The organism is Phocaeicola sp. RTP21198st1_B8_RTP21198_201120, assembly GCF_040929485.1.
Lineage (GTDB): Bacteria > Bacteroidota > Bacteroidia > Bacteroidales > Bacteroidaceae > Phocaeicola > Phocaeicola dorei.
Map to the genome: position 1 here is coordinate 1 of NZ_JBCOCI010000329.1, position 1052 is coordinate 1052.

Sequence of the window (1052 nt, forward strand, 5' to 3'; positions counted from 1 at the left end):
GGTGGGATACGGCAGTATGAAGAAAGAGTCGTTGACAGGCTCGGTAACAGTGGTCGACCAAAAACTTTTTAAAGACAAAGGTACGGTATCCAATCCGCTTTCGGCCATGCAAGGTCAGGTGCCGGGTTTACGCATCACCCGCTCGTCGGCTGCTCCCGGTGAAGAGGGATGGGGTGTCTCAATCCGTGGTTCTGTATCGAAGAACAAGGTAGAACCTCTCTTGATTATTGACGGTGTACCTGCCAGTGGTGTGAGTGAGATAGCTCAACTCAATGCCGATGACATCGAAACCATTAACTTCCTGAAAGATGCTTCGGCTGCCATTTATGGTGCAAAAGCGGCAGGTGGTGTGATTTTGGTAACTACCAAACGTCCCGATGCCGGCAGAACCAAGGTGGAATATAGTGGTTCGGTTACACGTAAAATTGTGGGTTTGCAGCCCCGCATGATGAGTATGGACGAATGGACGGATGGTGTGCTCCAAGCCCGCTTGAATGACGGCTATGGCGAAGACGACAACTGGGTGCGCTATGCCCGTTTGGCTAAAGCGATGAAGAGGAGTTGGATTAATCTGCATGGTGGAAATAATCCCGATGAAGATCCCATTCCGGGAGGATTCCGCGGTGTGGCCGACTTTGTGTTTCATGATATGAACTGGACTGATGTGCTGTGGGGGAACGCTACTTCTACCCAACATAACCTCAGCATAAGCGGAGGTTCGGAGAAATCGACCTACCGGCTCTCGCTTGGTTATTTGAATGACCAAGGGACGCTGCAATGGGGGAACAACTCGAACGAACGCTATAACGTACGTTTATTCAACAGCTTCAAGATAAACGACCGTATCAGCTTGGAAAGCAATATGTCAGCCAGTCGTCAGCATCAGGTGGCTCCTACACAGATTGGTAGTATATTAGGCAGTAGCATACCGCAGCCAGGGTTACCGGTTTCGACCATCGATGGCAAACCGTATGCGTGGGGAGGCATTCATACTCCCAACTGGTCGGCCGAGTTGGGAGGTGACAACAAACTCGTAGTGACCACTATGAATG

1 protein-coding gene is annotated in these 1052 nt (G+C 50.6%); it reads left to right on the forward strand.

Going from position 1 to position 1052, the window contains the following annotated elements:
* The coding region (locus AB5935_RS25950) for a TonB-dependent receptor plug domain-containing protein (protein WP_368327867.1) at positions 1-1052 on the forward strand (1052 nt) is incomplete at both ends.